Below are 19,053 nucleotides of genomic sequence, written 5' to 3'. Positions count from 1 at the left end.
TCCGGCGGCCGTCCTTCAACGTACGGTGGCCTGCAGCCACGGCGGCGACAGCGTCAACAGCCGCGCGTGCACCGGGCAATCCTCGGCGTGCGCACCGGGCAGGTAGCCCAGGCTCATCAGGAATTCGCCGGTGATCTCGCCGCCGGTGAAGCGGAACGTCTTCTTGAACAGCTTCACCCAGTCGGCCTTGCTGCGCGGGTGGTGTGCATCCAGCCACGCCGCGAAGCTGCCATGGCTGGCCCGCAGCTGCTGGATCACCTGCGCGTTGTGGATCGCCGCCAGCACCTTCAGCCGGTTGCGGATGATGCCCGCGTCCGACAGCAGGCGCGCGATGTCCTGCTCGGCGTAGGCCGCCACGCGGTCCACATCGAAGCCGTCATAGGCTGCGCGGAAGCCCTCGCGCTTCTTCAGGATCGTTTCCCAGCTCAAACCGGCCTGGTTGATTTCCAGTACCAATCGCTCGAACAGTTCACGCTCGTCCCGCTGCGGGAAGCCGTACTCGTTGGCGTGGTAGTAGTCGTGCACCGGATGGCCGGGGGCAATCAGGCAGTAACCGCTCATGGGGAAGGCTCGTTGGATTCGGATTCGGATTCGGATTCGGGTTCGGGATCGATGGCCACTGCAGGGTGCCCGCCGATGGACAGCATCGGCCAGCGCGGTGGCACGAGCGTGAGTTTGCCGTTACGCAGGGCCTGGTTGATCGCCTCGGCCGGGCCGCTGACGGTGCCGAACAGCGCACCGGCCCGGCGCCACTGGGAATCGCTGCCACGTGCGTACAGCACGCAGTCCGGTCCACGGTGGGTGTACAGCTCGCACAGCAGCACTTCGCCGGTACCATCACTGTCCAGGTCGCGATGCACGACCAGGCAGTCGCGCTCGCTCTGTGCGCAGGATTCGCCATTGATCGATCGGGTGGCCAGAGCTTTCCACCAGTCGTCCGGTGGCGAGCTGGATCCGGCGGCCAGCTTCAGCGCGCGCCGCAGGGCGGCGACGTCCTGCGGCCCCTTGTCGAGGCGGTGGCCGTCGTCCCAGCGGGAGGTACGCGCCAGTGCTGCCGCGACCACCTGTGGCGCATTGGCATCGGCGATGATGGCCGGATCACGCTGCAACTCGCGCAGCGCCTGCACGCCACGGCGGCCAAGATCGAAGCGCAGCACGTTGACGTCACTGCTGGTGATCGCCGGCGGGTCCGCGCGCAGGCGCTCCAGCTGGCTGGACAGGGTCAGCCGCACCGGGTCCAGCAGGGGCGAGTTGCCCAGCAGGGCCAGTGCGAGCACCACCCAGCACATCCAGCGGTTGACCGGTTCCAGCGCCTGCAGCCAGCGGCCCTGGCGACGCAGTACCGCCAGCGCATAGCCCAGGGCATAGCCGGCCACGGCCAGCGCGATCAGCAGTGCCCAGAACCGGTCCACGGTCCAGCCGTACTGCACCACGCGCAGGCCCAGCGCATACAGCGCCAGCGCGGCGTAGACCGGCAGCGCCAGCAGGCTGGCCTCGACCAGACGGCGCAGCACGAGAGGGTACGGCGGGGAGTCTTCCCCCTGCTGGTAGACCGCATTGGTGAACGTCACCAGCAGCAGTGACACCACCACCAGCAGGCTGGCGGCCGAACGGGTCTTCCACAGTGGTTCCAGCCCGGCAAGCGGCAGGCTCAGCACGAACAACACGGCGATGAACGAGAGCAGTGGCAGCAGGCCGCGGCAGATCGCGAACAGCACCTGGCGGGTGATCTGGATCGCCCGATGCTGGGTGCGCCCGATCAGCACGCCAAACCCGGCCAGGCTGCCGGTGGCCAGTGCGATGAAAGCATCCTGGCGGAACAGATCGCGGAAGAAGGTGACCTCCAGCAGCTGGAACAGCGCCGCCCACAGCCACAGCAGCAGCCAGGTCAGCCCGGTGAACAGCGCCGCCAGGGCCAGGGTCAAGCCGTTCTGCCAGGCGCGCTCGAACAGCTCGGGGTAGCTGGCGCGCCACTGACCGTGCTGCAGCTGGAACTGCCACCATGGCAGGGCCACGAACACCGCCACCACCATTCCCAGGGTCAACGGAAGCTGCAACGCGCCCGATTCCAGTGCGGCCTCGCCATTGAGGTTCCAGCCGATCCAGGCGGCCAGTGCCAGCACCACCACCGAGCCGAGCGCCGCCTGCAGCCACAGGCGGCGTTGGCCCAGCTCGACCAGGCTCAGCGCCACCGCGCTGGGAATGGCCAGCACCCAGGCGTACCAGCAGTAGCGCCAGCCGATATCGCGGAACGGCCACGCATCGGACAATTCCTGCGCGGCATACAGCATCAGACCCTGCAGCAGGGCGATCAGGACGATGGCGCTGCGTGCCGGCAGGGTCAGGGGCGATGAAGACTGCATCGATGACCTTCCATGGCAAAGCACCATCCTAGCCCATCGCGGTTCGGCGCCATCGCGCGACCATCCCGCCCCCAGCAGGTAGAATGGACCCATGCCTGTAATGCCGACCTCCCTTGCCGATCACCTGCTCGTCGCGCTGCCGTCGCTGCTCGACGCGACCTTTGCCCGCAGCGTCGCGCTGATCTGCCAGCACGACGAGAACGGGGCGATGGGGGTGCTGGTCAACCAGCCGTCCGAGTACACCCTGGGCGAAGTGCTCGCGCAGATGGACATCGCCACCGGCGATGGCGAGCTGCAGGCGCGCATGGTGCTCAACGGTGGCCCGGTGCATCCCGAACGCGGCTTCGTCATCCATGACGACGCGCGGGCGTGGGATTCCAGCCTGACCGTGGGCGACGGCCTGTACCTGACCACCTCGCGCGACATCCTCGAAGCGATGGCGCGCGGCGAAGGCCCGGCCAATGCCGTGGTCACCCTTGGCTGTGCCGGTTGGGGTGCGGGGCAGCTGGAAACCGAGCTGTCCGAGAACAGCTGGCTGACCGTGCCGGCCGATGCCGAGCTGGTTTTCCAGCTGCCGCTGGAGCAGCGCTGGCAGGGCGCGGCTGCGCGCATCGGCGTGGATCTGTTCCGGCTGACCGACTACAGCGGCCATGTCTGAGCCGGCCGCGCCCGCACCGGTTCCTGCTGCCCCGGCGATCCGCCGTGACGGCACCGTTCTGGGTTTCGATGTCGGCTCGCGACGCATCGGCGTGGCCATCGGCAGTGCTTTCGCCGCCCATGCGCGCGCGGTGGCCGTGGTCGATGTGCACGGCAACGGCCCGGACTGGACCGCGATCGAGCGCCTGCTCAAGGAATGGAAGCCCGACGGCCTGGTGGTCGGCGATCCGCTTACGCTGGACGGCCAGGACCAGCCCAACCGCAAGCGCGCGCAGGGCTTCGCCCGCCAGCTGCGGGAACGTTTCAAGCTGCCCGTGGTGATGATCGACGAGCGTTCCAGCTCGGTCGAGGCCGCACGCCGCTTCGCCGTCGAGCGCGCCGAAGGACGCAAGCGCCGCCGCGATGCGGCCGCCCTCGATGCTGTGGCCGCGGCGGTGATCATCGACCGCTGGCTGTCCTCCCCCGACGACGCCACCCCCATTCCCTGACTGCACGACTCCCGCCATGACTGCCCAGCAAATCGATGCCTCCGGACGCCTGCGCCACCTGCTGACCCTGGAGGGCCTGCCGCGCGAAACACTGCTGCAGTTGCTGGACCGGGCAGGGCAGATCCGTGACGCCGCAGTCGGCCGTGTCGGCAACAAGCGCCACGTGCTGGCCGGTTCTGCGGTATGCACGCTGTTCTTCGAACCGTCCACGCGCACCCGCAGCTCGTTCCAGCTGGCCGCGCAGCGCCTGGGCGCCGATGTGCTGAACTTCGACGCGTCGACCTCGTCCACGCGCAAGGGCGAAACGGCCTGCGACACGTTGCGCAACCTGGAAGCAATGGGCGTGCGCGGCTTCGTGGTGCGTCACCCCGATGACGGCGCCGTGGCCGCGCTGGCCGAGGCGGCGGGCGAGGGCACCGCACTGATCAACGCCGGCGACGGCCGCAGTGCGCACCCGACCCAGGGCCTGCTGGACATGCTGACCCTGCGCCAGGCCAAGGGCCCGGATTTCTCGAAGCTGAAGGTGGTGATCGTCGGCGACGTGAAGCACTCGCGCGTGGCGCGCACCGACCTGCATGCGCTGCGCACGCTGGGGGTGGGCGAGATCCGCGTGTGCGGCCCGCAGTCACTGCTGCCGGACGACGAGACCCTGAAGGGCTGCGTGGTCGGCGATGATTTCGATGCGATGCTGGAAGGCGCCGACGCGCTGATGATGCTGCGCCTGCAGCGCGAGCGCATGGAAGAAGGCCTGGTGCCGTCGCTGGAGCAGTACCACGCCCAGTACGGCCTGACCAACGAACGCCTGGCCCGTGCCGGCAAGGACGCTGCGGTGCTGCATCCGGGCCCGATCAACCGTGGCGTGGAAATCACCGATGACGTGGCCGACGGCCCGCAGTCGTGGGTGCTGCGCCAGGTCGCCAACGGCGTCGCGGTGCGCATGGCCGTGCTGGAAACCTTGCTGGGCTGACCACTTTGGTGGGTGCCGACCGTTGGTCGGCACGGCTGATCTGTCCTCATCCGACCCGGTGGGTGCCGACCGTTGGTCGGCACGGCTGATCTGTTCTCAGCCGATCCGGTGGGTGCCGACCGTTGGTCGGCACCGAACCATCAGTGCGGTGAAGTGCGGGCCTGGCCATTGAATGGTTCCGGGCCTACCTGTACTGACGTGGTTGCCCGATAGAAGAGGGATACCGGCAGGCGCACGCTTGGGCCCATGAACCGCGCACGCCTACGCCTTGGCCGTCATTCCCGGATCGGGCAATCCTACATCCTGACCACCGTCACCCAGGAACGTCGACGCTACTTCGATGATGCCACTGCGGCACAGGAGGTGATGGATGTGTTCCGTCGCATTGATGATGATGGCCTGACGCACTCACTTGCCTATGTGGTCATGCCGGACCACATCCATTGGCTTGTGGAGATCCGTGCGTTCTCGCTGGACTACATCATGCAACGCTTCAAATCGAGCAGTGCATTGCGGATCAACCGCATGCTGGGTAAGACAGGACCATTTTGGCAATCGAGCTATCACGATCACGCCATGCGTTCTGAAGAATCACTGTTTCGCCATGCGATGTACATCGTCGCCAACCCGGTCAGGGCGAACTTGGCGAGCTGCGTGGGAGAGTATCCGTATGCCTGGTGCCGATGGGAGATCGATGGGAGGTACCAAGCAATGGATTACCCCGAAGCGGAGAGATAGTGCCGACCAACGGTCGGCACCCACCAATACCCAAGCCGACCAACGGTCGGCACCCACCAATACCCAAGCCGACCAACGGTTGGCATCCACCAATACCCAAGCCGACCAACGGTTGGCATCCACCCACAGATGTTTCCCAGCAGAAGCTATGGCTCAGCGCTTCTGCGCGAACATCCATTCCCACATCGCCGGGTCGGCGTAGGTGGCGTCCCAGGCATTGTGGTTGCCTTCCGGGTATTCGGTGTAGCGCACGTCACGCGCGTTGGCGTTCTGGAATGCGGCGTGCAGCCGGCGGTCGTCATTCGGCGGCACCACGTCATCCAGCGCGCCATGGAAGATCCAGATCGGCGTCTGCCGCAGGCGCTGGGCAATGGCCGCATACGGGTCGGTTTCACCGGCCACCTGTTCGACGAACAGGGTCGGACGTACCGCGCGCGGGGCCAGCACCGCGCCGCACACCGGCACGATCGCAGCAAATCGGTGCGGGTTGTCCAAGGCGATATTCCAGCTGCCGTAGCCACCCATCGACATGCCGGTCAGGTATTGCCGCGCCGGATCGGCACCGAACTCGGCGATCGCTGCATCCAGCGCGGCCAGGGCCACACGGTTGTTGCGCCCGCTCCATTCCCCGCGTCCCGGCGCCTGCGGAAATACGGCCAACGCAGGGAAATCGGCGGCCTGCTCGCGCAGGTACGGTCCCAGCCCCGCGTGGGTCTGCTTCACGCCATCGGCGCCGCGCTCGCCCGAACCGTGCAGGAACAGCACGACCGGCAGTGAGCCCGGTGTACGCGCCGATGCGGCCGGAATGAATACCTGGTAGTAGGCCGTCTCGCCATCCACCTTCACGGCGCGGGCTTCGAAGCGACCCCGCGCGCCATCCGGCAGCGACGTGCAGCCGCTCATCAACAGAAGGGCCAGCAGTGGCAGCCAGCGCGACAGCAAACGGACCATGGGGTTTCCCGAAGTGGCGAGATCGCCTGCATCGTAGTCCGCTGTCGCCAGCGCGGCATCGTGCGCCGCGTCACTGCGGGCGCGGGAAGCTGGCAATGATGTCCAGTTGTTCCTGCGCTTCGGCATTGCCTGCCGCCGCCGCAGCCTGCACCTGCGCCATATCCGGGTGCAGGACCACCAGCAGCGGGTTCTCGCAGACCGGGCAGTCATACTCGGTGGCGTCCTCGTCCAGTTCCATCTCCATGGCGCGCGAGCTGCCCTTCCACTCGCAGGCCGGGCAGGTGTGCTGCTGGTCGCGCCAGCCGGGCTGGAAATAGTTTTCGATCGTTGTTGCCATGGGTGTTCCGGTTGGGTGGAGTCAACGACCCGCGTGGCGGGGGCCGATCCTCGATGCGGTCAGTGCAGCAGCACCAGCGTGGCCAGGCCGAGGAAAGTGAAGAAGCCCATCGAGTCGGTCACTGCGGTCAGGAAGATACCGCTGGCCAGCGCTGGATCGAAGCCGAAGCGTTTCAGTGTGAGCGGCACCAGCACGCCGGCCAGCGCTGCGAACAGCAGGTTGCAGGTCAGTGCGATGGCGATCACCGCAGACAGCCCGGGTGAATGGAACCAGGCCAATACGATCAGGCCCAGCACCGAGCCGAGCATCACGCCGTTCAGCAGCGCAACACGCACTTCCTTCCACAGCAGGGTGCGCGCGTTGGAGGCGCCCACCTGGCCCAGCGCCAGGCCGCGCACCATCAGCGCCAGCACCTGGGTGCCGGCGTTGCCACCGAGGCCGGCCACGATCGGCATCAGCACCGCCAGCGCCACCAGCTTGTCGATGGTGCCCTCGAAGTGACCGACCACGCTGGAGGCCAGGAAGGCCGTGCACAGGTTGATCGACAGCCACATCAGGCGGCGGCGCATGGCGCGCCAGACCGGGCTGAACAGGTCCTCGTCCTCGTCCAGGCCGGCGGCGCCCAGCGCCTGGTGCTCGGCCTGGCCACGGATGATGTCGACCACGTCATCGATGGTGATGCGACCAACGAGGATGTTGTTCTCGTCCACCACCGGTGCGGAGATCCAGTCATGGTCGGAGAACTGCCGCGCGACTTCCTGGTCGCTCTCGCCGACGTCGATGGCCGGCTGCTCGTCGTCGATCAGGCGGTTGATCGGGGTGGTGTCCTCGTGGGTCACCAGTGCCGCCAGCGACACCCGGCCAAGGTACTGATGGCGCCGGCTGACCACGAACAGGTGGTCGGTGTGGTCCGGCAGTTCGCCGCGCAGGCGCAGGTAGCGCAGCACCACGTCCACGTTGACGTCGGCGCGCACGGTCACCACGTCCGGGTTCATCAGGCGGCCGGCACTGTCCTCGGGATAGGACAGCACCTGTTCCAGGCGCTCGCGGTTCTCGCGGTCCATCGACTTGAGGACTTCGTCGATGACCGTATCGGGCAGGTCTTCGACCAGGTCGGCCAGGTCGTCGATGTCCAGGTCTTCGACCGCGGCGATGATTTCGTCCGGGTCCATGTCCGCGAGCAGGCTCTCGCGCACGTCGTCGCCGACGTGGACCAGCACCTCGCCGTCATCTTCCGGATCGACCAGGCCCCACACCACCTCGCGCTTGCCCGGCGGCAGCGATTCAAGCAGGTTGCCGATCTCGGCCGGGGCCAGGGTGTTGACCAGGCGACGCACCGGGCCCAGCCGACCGCTGTCCAGTGCGTCGGACAGCATCCGCAGTTGGCGCGCAGTCTTGTCGTGGCGTACGGCTTCAGCCATCGCAGCTCCCGCGGGATAAGAAAAGCCGCGATCCCGGCAAGGATGCGGCAACAGGGGTGTTCAGCGCGTCATTATCGCAAGGGGATGTTTCAACGCATAGCCGAGGGCGGTGGTTGCGCCGGCCGCTGGCCCGCAATCGTCCCCATCGAAGTCCACGAGATTGCCGGCCAGCGACCAGCACTACCCTCGGCAGTCAGGCCGTTTCGGCCACCAGCGCCAGCCAGCGCTCGATCGCGCGGCGGTCGCGTGCGGCCAGCAGCTTCGGCGCGCGCGCGCGCAATGCGGCCAGATCGGCATCGCGGATCGCACGGCGCACTTCCAGCAGCGTGCCGGGGTGCAGGCTGAACTCGGTCAGGCCCAGCGCCAGCAGCAGCGGGGTCATCCGTGCGTCGCCGGCCATCTCGCCGCAGACCGCCACCGGGATGCGGTGACGCGCGCCCGTCTCGATCACCATCTGCAGCAGTCGCAGCACGGCCGGATGCAGTGGCGAATACAGTTCGCCCAGTGCCTCGTTGTTGCGGTCGGCGGCCAGCAGGTACTGCACCAGGTCATTGGTGCCGATCGACAGGAAGTCGACCAGGTCGATGAAGCTCTCCAGCGCCAGTGCTGCCGCAGGAACTTCGATCATCGCGCCCAGCGGCACGTGGTCGGACACCATGTGGCCCTCGCCGCGCAGCTGTTCGGTCAGCTTGAGCATGCGCCGGCGCACCGCCAGCAGTTCCTCGCGGGTGCTGACCATCGGCACCAGCACGCGCAGCTTGCCGTAGGCGGAGGCGCGCAGGATCGCGCGCAGCTGGGTATCGGCCACCTTCGGCCGTGCCAGCGACAGGCGTACGCCGCGCAGACCCAGGGCGGGGTTCTCTTCATTGCTGAGGGTCAGGCCGGTGCGGTCGGCCTTGTCCGCGCCCAGATCGAGCGTGCGGATGGTGACCGGTCGCCCGCTCATGCCCAACGCGGCATCCCGGTAGGTCTGGAACTGTTCTTCTTCATCCGGCAGCTCGTTGCGCTGCAGGAACAGGAACTCGGTGCGGTACAGGCCCAGTCCCTGCGCGCCCAGCGCGTGCGCTTGGGTGACGTCTTCCAGCGATTCGGCATTGGCCAGCAGGGCGATGTCGACCTGGTCGCGGGTGCGGCTGGGCTTGCTGCGCAGGCGGCCGAGCTCGCGCTGCTCGCGCGCATGCTCCTTCAGGCGCGCGCGATAGTCACGCAGGTTGTCGGCCTGCGGGTTGGCGGTGATGCTGCCGTCGGCGCCATCGATGATCAGCACGTCGCCATCGGCGATGCGGCTGAGCAGCTGCGGAACGTTCACGATCAACGGCAGATGCAGGCTGCGCGCCAGGATCGCGCTGTGCGACAGCGCGCTGCCGGCGGCGGTGACGATGCCAACCACGCCCTGGGCCTGCAGCTGGGCCAGTTCGGACGGGGCGATGTTGTCGCAGACCAGGATCTCGCCGGCCAGGCCCTTCATCACCGGCGCGCGTTCAGGCTGCAGGAACGCGTGGATGCGGCCGATGACATGGTCCAGGTCGTCCATGCGGCTCTTCAGGTAGGCATCGTCCATGCCATCGAAGACCTTGGCCAGGCGGTCACGCTGCAGGCGCAATGCGTAGCCGGCACTGTAGGGACCGCTGCGGATCAGCTCGTCCAGCCCGAACAACAGCTCGGGATCGTCCAGCAGCAGCGCGTGCAGGTCCAGGAACTCGCCCACTTCCTGGTTCAATGCGCCATGCAGGCGCTGGCGCAGTTCGTGCATTTCCGTGCGCGCGGCATCCACCGCACGATGCAGGCGGGCCAGCTCGGCCTCGACCTGGTGGGCGCCGATGCGTTGCTCGGCCACCTCCAGCGCATGCGGCAGGCGTACCCGTGCGCGGCCCATCGCCGCGCCACGGGCAGCACCGTGCCCAGCCAGCAGCTGGACCGGCCGCTGGCCGGAAGGAACCTGGCCGGCGCGCGCGCGCGGCACGCTCAGCTGTCCTCGTCGAAGCGGCGCTCGAACAGACCGACCACCGCTTCCATCGCGGCGGCTTCGTCCTCGCCGTTGATGCGCACCGTGACCGGAGTGCCCTGGCCGGCGGCCAGCAGCATCACGCCCATGATGCTCTTGGCGTTGATCTCACGGCCCTTGGCGGCCATGGTCACGTTGCAGCGGAACGGCGCCAGGGTCTGCACCAGCTTGGCGGTGGCCCGGGCGTGCAGGCCCAGGCGGTTGCTCACGGTGAGTTCTCGTTCAAGCATCGTCGACTATCGCTCCATTACGGGTGCCCGCCGCGGCTGTGGCGGGCAGTTGATCCAGTCCCTGTTCCGGATAATTCATCACCCGCAGCAACATCGGCAGGCTCAGCGCCGATACCCGGCGAACCGGGGTCCCCAACCGGGCCAGCTGCCCGGCTAGGTTGGCGGGGCTGGCGCCGTACAGGTCGGTCAGGATCAGCACGCCATCCCCTGCATCGACCCGCCGCAGGGCGGCCGAGGCGAGCGGGAGCAGGGCGTCCAGGTCTGCGTCGAACGGTACTTCGAAAGCTTCGGTTTTCAGCGGCAATTGCCGCAGGAGCCGGGTCGCCACCTCAAGCAGGGCGGGCCCGACCCCCGGATGTGTTACGAGGAGAATGCCACAGGTCATTACTGCACGTTAACAGGTCAAGGTGAATTGGCGATAGCAGCAGATGGGGGGCACTGTGTCCCGTATTCAGCGTTGCTCGCAAGGGGAGCCTTTCCGTTGAGAAAGAGATCCGACCCCATCCGTTTTTCGATGCCTGACAGCGATTCATCCACGCACGCGTGGATCCATCGTGTCGACCAGGGTCGACACCCACCAGCAGCAGAAATCTGTCAGAGGTGGGGCGGTGTGGGTCTGCAGGACCGTTGGCGCCATGGATGGCGCCATCGAGCCCCCAGGGGTGAGGGCGCTTTGCTTGCGAAGCACTGCTTCGCAAGCGCCCGAACGCCCAGCCGCCAGCGGCTGGGCCGGACCGCGGAGCGGGGTTTACGGCGTGTCCTGCAGATCCACACCGCCCCGTCATCCCACGGAATGCCGCTTCTGCTGTTGCTGTTGCTGTTGCCGGCCAGCGGCCGGCACTACCGGCGGGTGCCGGGCGCAGCCCGGCCGACTCTCTCAATCCTGTTCGCGGTGATACGTGGCCACATCTTCCCAGCCCATCTCGCGGGCATGCCGGGCCAGGCGCTCGGCCAGGAACACCGAGCGGTGCTTGCCGCCGGTGCAGCCGAACGCCACCGTCACGTAGCTGCGGGTGCCATCCCCCAGTTTCGGCAGCCACGTATCGAGGAAATCCATCAGCTGGGCCAGGTAACGCTGCACGTCCGGCTGTGCTTCCAGATAGTCGCGTACGCCCGGTTCGCGGCCGCTCAGCGCACGCAGATCGGGGTCCCAGTGTGGATTGGGCAGCACCCGCGCATCGAATACGAAGTCCGCCTCGGCCGGCACGCCGCGCTTGTACGCGAACGATTCGAACAGCAGGGACAGTCCGGTGGCATGGTCCAGCGTGAACTCGGTGATGATCCGCCGCCGCAGCTGATGCACGTTGAGGTTGCTGGTATCGATCACCGCATCGGCCTCGCGGCGCAGCGGTGCCGTCAATTCACGTTCGCGTGCGATCGCTTCGGGCAGCGACAGGCCCAGCTGGCTCAGCGGATGACGGCGCCGGGTGTCGGCGTAGCGCTTGAGCACAGCCTCATCGCTGGCCTCGAAGAACAGTACCTTCACTTCCACGCCGGCGTCAGTGGCCAGCTGCCGCCAGTTGCCCAGCTGGCTCAGATCGGCCTGTCCGCGAACGTCGATGCCCACGGCCAGGCGGCGCGGCGCGCTGCCGTCATGGTTGGCCAGCAGGCTGCGCACGAAGTCGGGCAGCAGATTGATCGGCAGGTTGTCCGAGCAGTAGTAGTCCTGGTCCTCGAAGGTCTTCAGGGCGACGGATTTACCCGAGCCGGACAGGCCGCTGACGATGATCAGGGTCGGGGCGGAGGGGGTGACGGTGCTCATGGACAGGCTCTTCGAGGGGCAGGGAAATCAGGGTGTTCGCCGTTCCAGCAGGTTGCTGTGGCGGGCGATGAACATAGCCGCCGGGTCGATGCCCTTGGTGCGCAGGATGTGCAGGCGGGTCGCGGCTTCGGTCAGTACGGCCAGGTTGCGGCCGGGCATCACCGGCAGGGTGATCAGCGGAACGTCCAGGTCCAGCACATGGCGGGTGCCCGAATCGCCGGTCAGGCGTTCGTAGCCATGTGGGGTGGGTTCGGTCATCGGCTTGGTCAGGTGGACGATCAGCCGAAGGTACTTGTTCTTCTTTACAGCCGTGTCGCCGAACATCTCGCGCACGTTGAGCACGCCCAGGCCGCGCACTTCCAGCAGGTCCTGCAGCAGTTCGGGGCAGGTGCCGTCGAGTACGTCCGGGGCGATCTGGGTGAACTCGGGGGCATCGTCGGCGACCAGGCGATGGCCGCGGGTGAGCAGCTCCAGCGCCAGCTCGCTCTTGCCCGATCCGGCCTCGCCGGTGATCAGCACGCCGATGGAATAGATCTCCATGAACACGCCGTGCAGGATCACCCGCGGCGCCAGCGTACGCGCCAGATGGTAGGACAGGTGGTTGAGCAGTTCGTGGCCGCGCTTGGGCGAGAGCCACAGCGGCGTGCCGGATTCGTCAGCAGCGGCGCGGAGGTCTTCCGGGCAGGGCTGGTTGCGCGTCAGCACCAGCGCCAGCGGGTGCGACTGCATGATCTTTTCGATGGTCTCCCAGCGCTGGCGTGGTTCCAGTGCATCCAGCCAGGACAGTTCCTCGGTGCCCAGGATCTGCACCTTGTTGGGATAGATCGCGTTGAGGTAGCCGGCCAGCGAGGGACGCCGCGAGACGGTATTGCCGGCCTCCAGCTCGCGCTTCTCACCGGACTTGCCGGCGGCCCAGCGCAACCCCAGCCGCTCGCGCTGCTGTTCGAACAGTTCACGGGCGGTGATGCTGGTATTCATGCGGCACTCGCAGGAGGGGTCATGTCCAGCGCCTCGCGCAGCGCCCGGGCATCGCCCGCTTCGCGCAGGGCCTGGCGGATGTCCGGCGCGGAAAACAGTTCGGCCAGCTCGGACAACAGCATCAGGTGCTGGTGGGTGTAGTGGGCGGGGACGGCCATGGCGAACACCAGGTCCACCGGTTCGTCGCCGCCGAAATCGACCGGGGCGGCCAATCGCAGCAGGGCGCCACGGGGGCGATCAAGGGTAGGCGCGCGGCCGTGGGGGATGGCGATGCCGTGGCCGATCGCGGTGCTGCCCAGGGCTTCGCGCTGGCACAGGTTCAGGTAGATCTGTTCGGCATTGGCCTGGCGGCAGGCCAGCAACCCGGCGGCGGCCTGCAGGACGCTGTCACGGTCGGTGGCCGTGCAGAGCTGGGTCTGCACGGCCGCCAGGAGGTCAGTCAGGGGCATGTCTGCGGGGAACGGTGGCGATCAGCCACCATTGTCGCCCACCGGCAGCGGCGCGTGCTGCTGTTTTTTCTCCTTGTGCTTGATCACCAGGCGGTCAAGCTTGTCCGCAAGCAGGTCGATCGCGGCATACATGGTCTGGGCATTGGCCTCCGCGTGCAGGGTCTGGCCCGGGATGTTGAGGCTGGCGTCGACATGGTGTTCGGTCTTCTGCAGCTTGAGGGTCACCCGCGCTTCGCAGTGCTGGTCGAAGTGCTTTCCGATCCGGGCCAGCTTTTCCTCCACATAGGACTGCAGGGCCGGGGTGACTTCGACATCTTTGCCAAACGTTTCGATGCGCATCGGGTTTCTCCTGTGTTCGGATGTGCCAATGAACCTCTCCGCCGGGCGCGGCGGCGCGTCAAGCGATTCTGACCCTTTCGTGCGAGGCGGAAATGTTCATGGCTTCACGATACTTCGCCACGGTGCGCCGCGCTACTGGGATTCCCGACGATTTGAGCAGGTCAGCCAGCTTGGCGTCAGAAAGCGGCTTGCGCGGATTCTCATCGTCGATCAGGCGCCGGATCATCGCCTGGATGGCGGTGCTGGACGCCTCGCCGCCGCCGTCGGTATCGATGCCGGAGGCGAAGAAGGCCCGCAGTGGCAGGGTGCCGCGAGGGGTGCGCACGTGCTTGCGGGCGATCGCACGCGACACCGTGGATTCGTGCAGGCCCAGTTCGGTGGCAATCTCGCGCAGGGTCAGTGGGCGCAGCGCCTGCTCGCCGAATTCAAGGAAGCCGGCCTGCTGCAGGATCAGGCTGCGCACGACGCGCAACAGCGTTTCGCCGCGCTGCTGCAGGCCTTTCAGCAGCCAGCGTGCTTCCTGCAGCTGGGCACGCAGGTAGCCGGCATCGGCGTCGCCGCAACGCCGGATAAGCTGTTCGTAGCCGCGGTGGATCACCACCTTCGGCCCGGCATGCGCGGCCAGTGCAGCGCGCCACACGCCGTTCTGCCGCCATACCACCACGTCCGGCACCACGTAAGTGTCCTGCGACAGCGGTGCGATCTGCGTGCCCGGGCGCGGGTCCAGCGAGCGCAGCAGCGCGACGGCAGTCTCGACCTCGTCCATCGGTTGCTTCAACTCATGAGCAAGCCCGGCGACGCCACTGCGTGGCAGCCGTTCCAGCGGGCCTGCGGCAATCTGTCGCGCCAGCGCCAGCCCGGGCGTTTCGCCGGGCAGCACATCCAGCTGCAGCAGCAGGCATTCGCCCAGCGTGCGTGCAGCCACACCCACCGGATCGAAGCGCTGGATGCGATGCAGCACGGCGAGGATCTCGTCCTCGCCGGCGTGGATCGCCGGCAACAGGGTGTCGGCGATGTTGCCCAGCGGTTCGCGCAGATAACCGTCATCGTCCAGTGCATCGATGAGCGCGGCACCGATGCTGCGATCACGTGGGGACAGATGCGACAGATGCAGCTGCCACAGCAGACGGTCGGCCAGCGTTTCGGTTTCGGCTACGCGCTCGGCGGCGCTGCCATTGTCGTCGTCATCGTCGAAGCTGCCGCCGCTGCCGGACGCGTTCCAGTCCAGTTCCGCCGGCGCCCAGTCGTCGCCGGCATCGGCGCGTTCTGCGGGCGCATCGTTGCCGTTGTCGTCGCCTTCGCCGGCAGGACTGCTGCTGTCACTGCTGTCGGCCCAGTCCAGCAGCGGATTGCTTTCCACCGCCTGCGCGATTTCCAGCTCCAGCTCGGTGGTGGACATCTGCAGCAGCTTGATCGCCTGCTGCAACTGGGGCGTAAGCACCAGTTGCTGTCCCAACGATGTCTGCAGCCGAGTCTTCATGCCTGTGCCGAAAGGAAGGAAAGGGACCCGGCGACTGCTTCACAGCTTGAAGGAATCCCCGAGGTAGACGCGGCGTACATCGGCGTTGTCCAGGATCGCTTCCGGCGAACCCTGGGCCAGCACGCTGCCCTCGGCGAGGATATACGCGCGGTCGCAGATACCCAAGGTCTCGCGCACGTTGTGGTCGGTGATCAGCACGCCGATGCCACGCTGCTTGAGATGGGTGACGATGCGCTGGATCTCGCCGACCGAAATCGGATCGACACCGGCGAACGGCTCGTCAAGCAGGATCAGGCGCGGCTGCGCTGCCAGGGCGCGGGCGATCTCGCAGCGGCGGCGTTCGCCACCGGACAGGCTGGCGCCAAGCTGGTCGGCAACATGGCCCAGCTGCAGTTCGTCGAGCAGGCTGTTCAATTCGCGCTCGCGGCCGGCCGCATCCAGGTCTTCGCGCAGCTCCAGCACCAGGCGGATGTTGTCGGCCACGGTCAGCTTGCGGAATACCGACGGTTCCTGCGGCAGATAGCCCACGCCCTGCTTGGCGCGGGTATACATCGGGTCGCCGGTGATGTCCTTGCCGTCGAGCACGATGCTGCCAGCGTCAGCCGCAACCAGGCCGACGATCATGTAGAAGCAGGTGGTCTTGCCGGCACCGTTGGGGCCCAGCAGGCCGACCACTTCGCCGGCGTCGAGGGTCAGCCCGAAATCCTTGACGACTTCGCGCTGCTTGTACTTCTTGCGCAGGCCCTTGGCGACGAGCATTACTTCCTGCTCCCGGCCGGCTGCGCCGGCGTGGTGGCCTTGGGCTGTGCCGCAGGCGCGGCCGGGGTCTTGTTCTTCGGCGGGATGACGGTACGCACACGGCTGCCGTCACCACCGGAGTTCATTTCGCCGGTGCGGGTGTTGTAGACCATGCGCTGGCCGGCATTGGTGCCGCGCGCGCTGGTGACCTTGTAGTTGCCGGTCAGGGTAATGATCTCGGTCTTGATGTCGTAGTCGATGCGGTCGGCAACGGCATCCATCCAGGTGCCGTCATCGAGCTGCTGCTTCATCTTGGCCTGCTTGCCAGTGAACACCGCGCGCACGGCTTCGCCATCCTTGAGGTAGATCTCGGCCTCGGACGAGCGCAGGTCCAGCGTGCCCTGGGTGATGATCACGCCCTGCGACAGCACGGTCTTGCCGTCGCCGGTGAGCGTGCCGGACTGGGCGCCGGAATCGATGTGCATGTCTTCGTTGCGGTCGGTGGACTTGGCGAAGGCGGCGCTGGGGACAAGAAGACCGAGCGCGAGTACGGCGGCAAAGGAAATCTTCATCGGGGTCCGTTCTACCGGTGGGGGCCTCCCGGGCGGGCCGGGGGCGGAGGGTGGGGCTGCCGGCCCTGCGCCTGTCCGGAGACGTCGCGGGCTGGCGGCGGAATCAGCGTTTGGGCGTGTAACGGCCCTTGGACTGGCTGAGGAAATGATACGTGTTGTTCTTCGAATCCACTTCGAAGCCGACGCCGGACTGTTCCATGCCCGGGCGGGTCATGGTCACCAGGGCGTCGGTGCGGGCGCGGTTCTCCTTCGGGAACACGTCCAGATGGTCGGTGCGGAAGGTGGTCGGCACCACGCCCGGATCGGCCGGGCTGTCGCCGGCCACATTGCCGCGCAGCTTCATCTGGTCGCCCTTGGCGCTGAGCCAGCCGGTCTCGGCACGCAGGGTCCAGTGCTTGCCATCCTTGTCCGGCATCTCGAACAGCGGTGTGGCGATGTTGATGGTCTGGTCGCCACGCTGGCGCTCCAGCCGCGGCGCACGCAGGGTGGTCGACTCCTTGCCGTGCTCATCCAGGGCCACGATCTGGAAGTCGTGCAGAACGTAGTCCACACCCGGCTCCTGGCTGTCGTTGGCCGGGCCCTTGTCGCGGTTGCGCAGGGCGGCCCAGCTGCTGAGCAGCGCCGCCAGCAGCAGGCCGACGCCCAGCAGGGTGCGCCAGTTCAGTGTCGGCAGGCTCATGCGCCGAACCTCGCCAGCACCGCATCTACGTGGCCCTGTGCGGCCAGCAGGATGTCGCACAGTTCGCGGGCGGCGCCACGTCCGCCGTCGGCGCGGGTCTGCCAGTGCACGCGCTCGGCGATCCACGGGTGGGCGTTGGCCGGGGCCACTGCCAGGCCGACCGCGCCCAGCGGCGCCAGGTCCGGCAGGTCGTCGCCCATGAAGGCCACCTGCTCCAGGCCGACGCCGTGCTGCGCGCACAGCGCCTGCACGCTGGCCAGCTTGTCGCCCACGGCGATCTGGGTGTCGATGCCGAGGTCGGCGCCGCGCTTGAGCGCGGACTGGCTGTTGCGCGCGGTGATCAGCACGGGGTGGATACCGTGCTGCTGCAGCAGTTTCAGGCCCAGGCCATCCTGCACGAAGTACGCCTTGCTCTCGTTCCCTTCCTTGTCGTAGTACAGCCGACCGTCAGTGAGGGTGCCGTCCACGTCGAAGCAGGCCAGGCGGACGCGGGCCGCAGCGGCATGCAGGTGGGCAGGGAAGGCGGGCAGCGGGGACCAGGGCATCAGGGCAGCAGGCTCGGTGGGGTCGGGTGGGGCATTACAGACTGAATGGGGTCTACGGACTGTCGGTTAAACCACCCGGGCCCGCAACAGGTCATGAATGTTCAGGGCGCCTACCGCACGGCCCTGGTCATCGACCACGATCAGGCCGTTGATTTTCTGGGTTTCCATCTGCCGCGCGGCCTCTACGGCCAGCTGGTCGGCCCCGATGGTGCGCGGGTTGCGGGTCATCACGTCGGCGATCTTCGCGGTGCGCACGTCCAGCGCGCTGTCCAGCGCGCGGCGCAGGTCGCCGTCGGTGAACAGGCCGATCAGCACGCCATCGGCGTCGACCACGGCGGTCATCCCGAGTCGCTTGCGGCTCATTTCCACCAGCGCCTCGCTGAGGCTGGCGTCGGCACCCACGCTGGGCAGGTCCTCGCCGCTATGCATGACGTCGGTGATGTGCAGCAGCAGGCGGCGGCCGAGGCTGCCGGCCGGGTGCGAGCGGGCGAAATCGTCGGCGGTGAAGCCGCGCGCGTCGAGCAGGGCCACGGCCAGCGCATCGCCCATCGCCAGCGAGGCGGTGGTGCTGGAGGTCGGCGCCAGCGCCAGCGGGCAGGCCTCGGCCGGCACGCTGACGTCCAGGTGGATATCGGCGGCGGTGGCCAGGCTGGACTGCGGGCGGCCGGTCATGGAGATCAGCAGGTTGCCCTGGCGCTTGAGCACCGGCAACAGCATGAGCAGCTCGTCCGACTCCCCCGAATAGGAAAGCGCCAGCACCACATCGTCCTCGGTGATCATGCCCAGGTCACCGTGTCCGGCCTCGCCAGGGTGCACGTAGAACGCCGGGGTGCCGGTGGAGGCCAGGGTGGCGGCGATCTTGCGGGCGATGTGCCCGGATTTGCCCATGCCGGTGGCCACCACACGCCCGCGGCTGGCCAGGATCGCCTGGCAGGCCTGCTGGAAGGCCTCGCCGAGGCGGTCAGCCACGGCCTCCAGCGCCTGCCGCTCGATCTCGAACACGCGGCGGCCACTGGCGATCAGGCCGGCAGGGTCGGCAGAACGGGGGGGCAACAGGGATTCGGCCATGCGGACGCCACGCAGCGGAAGTAGAATGGACGCACATTTTATTAGGAAAGCCCGTTGGACGCCGACACCATCCGCAATCTGATCGAAACCGGCCTGCCTGGCGCCCGCGCCGACGTGCAGGGCGACGATGGCGTGCATTTCGAAGCGACCGTGGTCTGCGAGGCCTTCGCCGGCAAGATGCCGCTGGCCCGCCACCGCATGGTGTATGCCACGCTGGGCGACCTGATGGGCGGCGCGATCCACGCGCTGGCGCTGAAAACCGTGACCCCGGCCGAAGCCGGCTGAA

The 19,053-nt window shown here is 67.4% G+C and carries 23 protein-coding genes; 5 read left to right on the top strand and 18 right to left on the bottom strand.

Going from position 1 to position 19,053, the window contains the following annotated elements; genetic code table 11:
- Positions 1–15: 15 nt before the first annotated feature.
- Together G370_RS0104005 and G370_RS0104000 are read right to left on the bottom strand one after the other, a co-directional pair.
- On the bottom strand, positions 16–561 hold the full coding sequence (locus G370_RS0104005; RefSeq protein WP_019659463.1) for a DNA-3-methyladenine glycosylase I: 546 nt from the start codon (positions 559–561) through the stop codon (positions 16–18).
- On the bottom strand, positions 558–2,363 hold the full coding sequence (locus tag G370_RS0104000; RefSeq protein WP_019659462.1) for a DUF4153 domain-containing protein: 1,806 nt from the start codon (positions 2,361–2,363) through the stop codon (positions 558–560). The genes G370_RS0104005 and G370_RS0104000 overlap by 4 nt, the downstream gene beginning before the upstream one ends.
- A 91-nt stretch (positions 2,364–2,454) precedes the next feature.
- On the opposite strand from G370_RS0104000, the gene G370_RS0103995 reads away from it, so the two are divergent.
- The 4 genes from G370_RS0103995 to G370_RS0103980 all read left to right on the top strand — a co-directional run bounded on the left by G370_RS0103995 (position 2,455) and on the right by G370_RS0103980 (position 5,213).
- Positions 2,455–3,021 carry a YqgE/AlgH family protein gene (locus tag G370_RS0103995; RefSeq protein ID WP_019659461.1) on the top strand — a complete coding sequence of 189 codons (567 nt, stop codon included), beginning with the start codon at positions 2,455–2,457 and terminating at the stop codon, positions 3,019–3,021.
- The gene (gene ruvX / locus G370_RS0103990) at positions 3,014–3,508 is read left to right on the top strand and encodes a Holliday junction resolvase RuvX (protein WP_005415547.1); all 495 of its coding nucleotides are present in this window, start codon (positions 3,014–3,016) and stop codon (positions 3,506–3,508) included. The genes G370_RS0103995 and ruvX overlap by 8 nt, the downstream gene beginning before the upstream one ends.
- A gap of 16 nt (positions 3,509–3,524) precedes the next feature.
- Positions 3,525–4,475: an aspartate carbamoyltransferase catalytic subunit gene (locus G370_RS0103985; protein WP_019659460.1), complete on the top strand. Its 951-nt coding sequence runs from the start codon at positions 3,525–3,527 to the stop codon at positions 4,473–4,475.
- Positions 4,476–4,721: 246 nt separating this feature from the next.
- Entirely contained in the window at positions 4,722–5,213 is a 492-nt protein-coding gene (locus tag G370_RS0103980; protein ID WP_019659459.1) for an REP-associated tyrosine transposase, read from the top strand.
- 153 nt (positions 5,214–5,366) lie between these two features.
- Here G370_RS0103980 and G370_RS0103975 read toward each other — a convergent pair whose 3' ends face one another.
- From G370_RS0103975 to G370_RS0103900, 16 genes are all read right to left on the bottom strand, one after another.
- On the bottom strand, positions 5,367–6,164 hold the full coding sequence (locus tag G370_RS0103975) for a carboxylesterase family protein (RefSeq protein ID WP_019659458.1): 798 nt from the start codon (positions 6,162–6,164) through the stop codon (positions 5,367–5,369).
- Between the two features lie 70 nt (positions 6,165–6,234).
- Positions 6,235–6,501, bottom strand: a complete 267-nt coding sequence (locus G370_RS0103970) for a hypothetical protein (RefSeq protein ID WP_019659457.1) — start codon at positions 6,499–6,501, stop codon at positions 6,235–6,237.
- A 59-nt stretch (positions 6,502–6,560) separates the two neighbouring features.
- Positions 6,561–7,922 carry a magnesium transporter gene (gene mgtE, locus G370_RS0103965; RefSeq protein ID WP_019659456.1) on the bottom strand — a complete coding sequence of 454 codons (1,362 nt, stop codon included), beginning with the start codon at positions 7,920–7,922 and terminating at the stop codon, positions 6,561–6,563.
- A gap of 193 nt (positions 7,923–8,115) precedes the next feature.
- On the bottom strand, positions 8,116–9,885 hold the full coding sequence (gene ptsP / locus G370_RS0103960) for a phosphoenolpyruvate--protein phosphotransferase (protein ID WP_019659455.1): 1,770 nt from the start codon (positions 9,883–9,885) through the stop codon (positions 8,116–8,118).
- Positions 9,886–9,887: 2 nt separating this feature from the next.
- The gene (locus tag G370_RS0103955) at positions 9,888–10,157 is read right to left on the bottom strand and encodes an HPr family phosphocarrier protein (protein ID WP_005408385.1); all 270 of its coding nucleotides are present in this window, start codon (positions 10,155–10,157) and stop codon (positions 9,888–9,890) included.
- A complete protein-coding gene (locus G370_RS0103950) occupies positions 10,150–10,542 on the bottom strand; it encodes a PTS sugar transporter subunit IIA (RefSeq protein ID WP_019659454.1) in 393 nt (130 codons plus the stop codon). Before G370_RS0103950 ends, G370_RS0103955 begins: the two co-directional genes overlap by 8 nt.
- Positions 10,543–11,034: 492 nt before the next feature.
- A complete protein-coding gene (rapZ, locus tag G370_RS0103945; protein WP_019659453.1) occupies positions 11,035–11,919 on the bottom strand; it encodes an RNase adapter RapZ in 885 nt (294 codons plus the stop codon).
- A 27-nt stretch (positions 11,920–11,946) separates the two neighbouring features.
- Complete coding sequence (gene hprK / locus G370_RS0103940) at positions 11,947–12,897, bottom strand: HPr(Ser) kinase/phosphatase (protein ID WP_019659452.1); 951 nt, start codon at positions 12,895–12,897, stop codon at positions 11,947–11,949.
- Positions 12,894–13,346 carry a PTS sugar transporter subunit IIA gene (locus tag G370_RS0103935; protein WP_019659451.1) on the bottom strand — a complete coding sequence of 151 codons (453 nt, stop codon included), beginning with the start codon at positions 13,344–13,346 and terminating at the stop codon, positions 12,894–12,896. Before G370_RS0103935 ends, hprK begins: the two co-directional genes overlap by 4 nt.
- Before the next feature lie 21 nt (positions 13,347–13,367).
- A complete protein-coding gene (gene hpf / locus G370_RS0103930; protein WP_004147311.1) occupies positions 13,368–13,685 on the bottom strand; it encodes a ribosome hibernation-promoting factor, HPF/YfiA family in 318 nt (105 codons plus the stop codon).
- A gap of 58 nt (positions 13,686–13,743) precedes the next feature.
- Positions 13,744–15,165 carry an RNA polymerase factor sigma-54 gene (locus G370_RS0103925; RefSeq protein WP_019659450.1) on the bottom strand — a complete coding sequence of 474 codons (1,422 nt, stop codon included), beginning with the start codon at positions 15,163–15,165 and terminating at the stop codon, positions 13,744–13,746.
- A 39-nt stretch (positions 15,166–15,204) separates the two neighbouring features.
- On the bottom strand, positions 15,205–15,924 hold the full coding sequence (lptB, locus tag G370_RS0103920; protein WP_019659449.1) for an LPS export ABC transporter ATP-binding protein: 720 nt from the start codon (positions 15,922–15,924) through the stop codon (positions 15,205–15,207).
- Positions 15,924–16,475, bottom strand: a complete 552-nt coding sequence (gene lptA / locus G370_RS0103915; protein ID WP_019659448.1) for a lipopolysaccharide transport periplasmic protein LptA — start codon at positions 16,473–16,475, stop codon at positions 15,924–15,926. The genes lptB and lptA overlap by 1 nt, the downstream gene beginning before the upstream one ends.
- 103 nt (positions 16,476–16,578) lie before the next feature.
- Positions 16,579–17,154 carry an LPS export ABC transporter periplasmic protein LptC gene (gene lptC, locus G370_RS0103910; RefSeq protein WP_019659447.1) on the bottom strand — a complete coding sequence of 192 codons (576 nt, stop codon included), beginning with the start codon at positions 17,152–17,154 and terminating at the stop codon, positions 16,579–16,581.
- Positions 17,151–17,699, bottom strand: coding sequence for a KdsC family phosphatase (locus tag G370_RS0103905; RefSeq protein WP_019659446.1), 549 nt, complete (start codon positions 17,697–17,699; stop codon positions 17,151–17,153). The genes lptC and G370_RS0103905 overlap by 4 nt, the downstream gene beginning before the upstream one ends.
- Before the next feature lie 66 nt (positions 17,700–17,765).
- Positions 17,766–18,767 (bottom strand): KpsF/GutQ family sugar-phosphate isomerase, encoded by a 1,002-nt coding sequence (locus tag G370_RS0103900; protein WP_019659445.1) that lies wholly within the window; start codon positions 18,765–18,767, stop codon positions 17,766–17,768.
- A gap of 54 nt (positions 18,768–18,821) precedes the next feature.
- Here G370_RS0103900 and G370_RS0103895 point away from each other — a divergent pair, with 54 nt between their 5' ends.
- Positions 18,822–19,052 (top strand): BolA family protein, encoded by a 231-nt coding sequence (locus tag G370_RS0103895; protein ID WP_005408396.1) that lies wholly within the window; start codon positions 18,822–18,824, stop codon positions 19,050–19,052.
- The last annotated feature ends 1 nt before the right edge of the window (position 19,053 follow it).

This window comes from Stenotrophomonas hibiscicola ATCC 19867, assembly GCF_000382065.1.
Classification (GTDB): Bacteria; Pseudomonadota; Gammaproteobacteria; order Xanthomonadales; family Xanthomonadaceae; genus Stenotrophomonas; species Stenotrophomonas hibiscicola.
This window is presented reverse-complemented; position numbering and strand designations above follow the sequence as displayed.